We start from the raw sequence: 4,722 nt of genomic DNA on the forward strand, positions 1-4,722 counted from the left end.
GCACATCGTTATATGTTCTTGAAGCACAAAGGACCAATAGCAGAAGGTCTTGTCATTCGGCATACATGCAACACGCCAAGTTGTATCAATCCGAATCATCTGCTGCTAGGTACGCAGGCGCAGAATATGCAAGACAAAGTTGAATCAAAGATTCTATTCTGCGCCGGGGGTCATGAATTAACATACAACAACAGCTACAAATGGAACAATAGATTGATATGCAAGATTTGCAAAGCAAAGATTTCTGCCCAAGCGGCAGCAAAAGAAAAGGAGATAACATGATACAGGTAATAAGAATTGAAACAGCAACAGTTGCATTCGAATGCAGAACAATAATTCAAGCAGATAAATGGATTGAAGCCAGGCGGCAACTAGCAGGGCATGATCCGAGCATATACAGAATTGATGAAATAGAGAATTAAATACTAAGTTGCAGAAGATGTGGGTATTCGTTTCGGCCTTCTGCGCTTAAGCAAAATGCAGCAGGTTTATACACAATTTTTCAAACTCGGCAGGTGTTCGATGAAGCACAAAGCCGAGAATGCAGTTAATTAACAAAAGAAAGGATTTAGATTTGATTGGCAAAGTACGAACATGAGGAAAGAAGAACCTTCGCAGAACTGGCAGGAGACGTAGGTCTGGCAAAGGCCAAGCGAGAACTTGGTTACCCAGAGAGTTGGGCAACCGGCAAAAAGTGGTGCGAAGAGTTCGGCATCGAGATAGAGATTGATGCACTGAAAAGTAAAGCAGCACAGTACAACTCGTTCTACGAAGAGACTGAACTGCGTATCGCACAGCAGGACGCACTTGCACGTGGTCTCGAGCTGTTGGAAGACCCGAAGCTGACACCAGCCGAGTACGACAAGATCGTCAGCGGATTGAAGAAGGCAACCGACAGCATTCAATTACTCAGGGGCAAGGCAACCAGTCGCAGCAGCACACAAGAGGACTCCCTCGAAGTAGATGCGATCAAGCTCTACGACGATTGGAAGGCCAGTACAGCCGGGGATGCTGCATGAAGGTCACAGAGTACCTAGACAGATTCCCCATTGACCTGTTGTCTACGTCCAATGGTCGCAAGCTCGTAACCAGGGATGATCCGATGTTGTTCGCGATTGTCTACCTGATCGATCACTTGAAGTTCGAGCAGAACGAACCATCACTGTCAGAGTTCCACATTGCTCTAGCTGAGTACGGCAAGAGCTGGATCACTGCTGATGCAAGCAAAGACTGCTTTATTGCACCTCGAAGCGCAGGCAAGACCACTTGGTTGTTCCTGATCCTGACACTCTGGGCAGCAGCACACGAACACTTGAAGTTCATCGCAGCATTCAGTGACTCTGCATCTCAGGCAACGCAGCACTTGCAGACGTTCAAGCACGAGCTGGACAGCAACGAGCTGTTGCGCAAGGACTACCCAGAGTTGTGCAAGCCGATGATGGGCAACAATGTCAAGCGTCATATTGCACAGTCGAACGAACAGATTCAGCAGGCAAACGGATTCAGCTTCTCGGCAAAAGGGATCGATGCAAAAGCGCTGGGTATGAAGATCGGTAACCGCAGACCTGATCTGTTGTTGCTTGATGACATCGAACCACCAGAGGCGAACTACTCAGCTCTCGAGGTTGCGAAGCGATTGGGGACAGTGCTCAACAGTGTCTTTCCTCTGAGCATTAAAGCAAGAGTTGCAATCATCGGAACAACGACGATGAGCAATAGCATTATTGATCAGCTCAGAAAAGTTGGGGAAGCACGTTTGGTCTGGCAGCACGAGCACGAGAAATCGTTACAATCGAATAGTGATGCAGGTGCGCTTGATGACGGACTAACACGACAACGATTATCAACACAAATACCGATAATTAATAATTATGTAAGTCTAGGTAAGGGTACACTAACTAGCTCCAATCTTCGTAATGGTATCTCAGATGCAGCAGAATCGATTGAACTATCTTTTGGTCAGCCGCTCACTGAAACGGGTATCGAATCGGTTAGCGTGAAAACTGAGCGTGTTTTTCCGGGGTGTTCAGATATCGAATCGGGTAGCTCGATTGACGGTTTGTCAAGCAACGTAGATTCAGCCATTGATAGGGAAGATGGATTTATTAGCGAGTCTGTTAAGAATCTCGTTGATAACGATCCTGAAGAATGCTTGACTTCTGCGCAGAAAAGTGATGTTAAATCAGATGGGTGGGAAACGACTACATCGATACCATTAAGCTGTGTATCAAATTTTGATAATTCAGAGTCGTTGCAGTTGAGACAGAACGCAGAACTGGAAAAGCTAATAGGAAAGGCTCAACCAGCACTGCAAGAGTTTGATCTACAGAACATTATCGAACCGTCAGACTTCTATGAATCGCTTGATCAGGCGTTACGTTGGGTGATTGACGAGCAGATCAAGGTTCACTACTTCCCTGCAATTATGGTCGACGCTGCTGGTACAGAGCGTTCGCTGTGGCCTGAGTTCTGGTCTCTCGATTATCTGAACAGCATCAGGCATACCAGAAATTTCTATATGAACTATCTGAACAAGCCGACAAGTCTAGATGCTGCATATTGGTCTGAGTCAGATATTCCCATTGCACAGCTCAACAGCTACCGATACACGATGATCAGTGTCGATCCTGCGATCAAGACAAAAGCAGCAAATGACTATACGGGGATAGTCGTTGTGTCATTCGGTGATGACGGAAAATGCTACGTGCGTCATGCCGAGCAATTACGTATCGTATCTACCGAGCTAAAGCAGAAGATTACCGATCTGATTCAGAAATTCGATGCAAAGCTGGTTTATTGCGAAGTAAATCAGGGTGGTGACCTTTGGCGTTCAGTCTTCGATGGTATTCCGGCTAAGTTCAGAGCGGTACATCAGACAGAGAAGAAAGAACTTCGTGCAGCACGAGCGTTGGACTACTACAAGAAGAACCTAGTATTTCATACAAAGAACTTTGCTGATTTAGAAGAGCAGATGTTTGCATTTCCTAAAGTTCCGCATGACGACATTCTCGATGCAATGGCGACAGGTGTTCATTATTTTCTAGGAAACAGTCAGAAATCAACTGCACGCAAGCGAAGTTATATATAAAGATGATAATATCAATACAAAGAAAAGGAGATTTATAGCAGAAATATGAATTTAGAAGACAACTTGGTTGAATACAACCTCGAGAACGATCTGGCATTAGCCGTACAGACCATTCTCGACCGACAACAAGATTATGAAACGGCAGAAAAGTATTACAAGGGTGAAGTTGATGAGGTATTCGCTTCGCCTTCGGTTCGCAGAGCACTGAGCAAGATCGGTTCGGACTTCCGCATCAATTTCGCAGCAATGCCCGTCGATGCAGTCGCAGCACGTCTCGAGATTGACGCTGTGAAGGCCGTATCCGCTGATGGTGCAGACGTGCTCGATGCAGTGTTCGAGAGCGCAGAGCTGGAACTAGAGCTGAAACGCACGTTCAAGAACGCTCTGATGTTCGGTGATGCCTACATGTTCGTGTGGCCTGACAGCTCAGACTCAGTGCAGGCGTACTACAACAGTCCCAAAAGCACTGTGGTTCTTTATGATCCAGAAAATCCGCGTGTTGCAGCGGTCGCAGCAAAGGTCTGGGTTGTGCCAGTAGCGGGGGAGACCCGACACAGAGTCAATCTGTACTACGCAGATGCGATCTACAAGTTCATCAGCAGACAGCAACGCATGCCGATGACTGTGCAAGCAGCGGACTTCGTTCCATTCATCGATGCAGATACAGATGAAGCCGGGTACATGCAGAACCCGTACGGGCAGATTCCGATCTTCCACGTTGCGACAGATCGTCCGTTCGGCACTCCCGAGCACAAGGCTGCATACGGACCTCAAGACATCATCAACAAGCTGGTGATCACGCAAATGGCATCAGTGGAGCACTACGGATTCCCAACGCGTTACGTGCTCTCTGAGAACCACGCGAACGTAGCCAACGACTTCGATGATGACGACGATTCCGCAGACCTGAGCGGAAATCCAGGCGATTTGTGGATGCTGACAAACACCAAGCAGGTTGGACAGTTCGACGCAGCGAAGCCGGATACCTACCTGGCACCGTACAAGGAATACATCAGAACTATGGCAAGTGTGACGAGCACTCCGCTGCACTATTTCGAGAACACCCAGACGAACGTCTCCGGTGAAGCTCTACGAGCCAGCGAAGCAGCGCTGATCAAGAAAGTACGAGACAGACAACTATCGTTCGGTACTGCCATTCGCTCGATGTTTGTGTTCATTTTGAAGTTGCACGGTATCAAGTCAGACGTGCAATTGCACTGGGCACAGCCTGAGTCGATTGACGATAAAGAACGATGGGAAGTTGCCTACAAGAAGGTGCAGGCCGGCCTTCCTGTTAAGCAAATGTTGGTAGAACAGGGTTACGACACTCAGATCGTAGAAAGCTGGGATTTGCCAGTACTGAATCCGCAGACAAATCAGTTAGAGAAAAATACAGAAAATGAAGGAGATTTAGCAGCATGACAGACCAAGATAATGAACAGAACGAAACAGAGAACGAGCTAGAGCAGATCAGAGTTGCACTGAAGAACGCAAACAGTGAATCAGCAGCACATCGACACACAGTGAAAGAACTTGAACAGCAGATTGCTGCACTATCCGAAGCTACGGACAGGTTCAAGTCCCAAGCGTTGAATACACAGATCAGTTCTGCACTAGAACGAAATGGGATCAAG

General features: G+C 47.2%; 5 protein-coding genes. All 5 read left to right on the top strand.

Annotated elements, in window-relative coordinates; all coding sequences use genetic code 11:
• Window positions 1-282 (top strand): HNH endonuclease signature motif containing protein (locus tag VIP81_RS22920; RefSeq protein WP_331966881.1); only part of this gene is annotated, 282 nt, incomplete at its 5' end.
• A 296-nt stretch (window positions 283-578) separates the two neighbouring features.
• Window positions 579-1,019, top strand: coding sequence for a hypothetical protein (locus VIP81_RS22925; protein WP_331966883.1), 441 nt, complete (start codon window positions 579-581; stop codon window positions 1,017-1,019).
• Window positions 1,020-1,102: 83 nt separating this feature from the next.
• Entirely contained in the window at window positions 1,103-3,088 is a 1,986-nt protein-coding gene (locus VIP81_RS22930) for a hypothetical protein (protein WP_331966885.1), read from the top strand.
• Between the two features lie 45 nt (window positions 3,089-3,133).
• Window positions 3,134-4,510, top strand: a complete 1,377-nt coding sequence (locus tag VIP81_RS22935; RefSeq protein ID WP_331966888.1) for a phage portal protein — start codon at window positions 3,134-3,136, stop codon at window positions 4,508-4,510.
• Window positions 4,507-4,722, top strand: a 216-nt coding sequence (locus VIP81_RS22940) for a hypothetical protein (protein WP_331966890.1), incomplete at its 3' end; no start/stop codon positions are given. The genes VIP81_RS22935 and VIP81_RS22940, both read left to right, overlap by 4 nt.

This window comes from Chitinophaga sp. (assembly GCF_036566945.1).
Lineage (GTDB): Bacteria > Bacteroidota > Bacteroidia > Chitinophagales > Chitinophagaceae > Chitinophaga.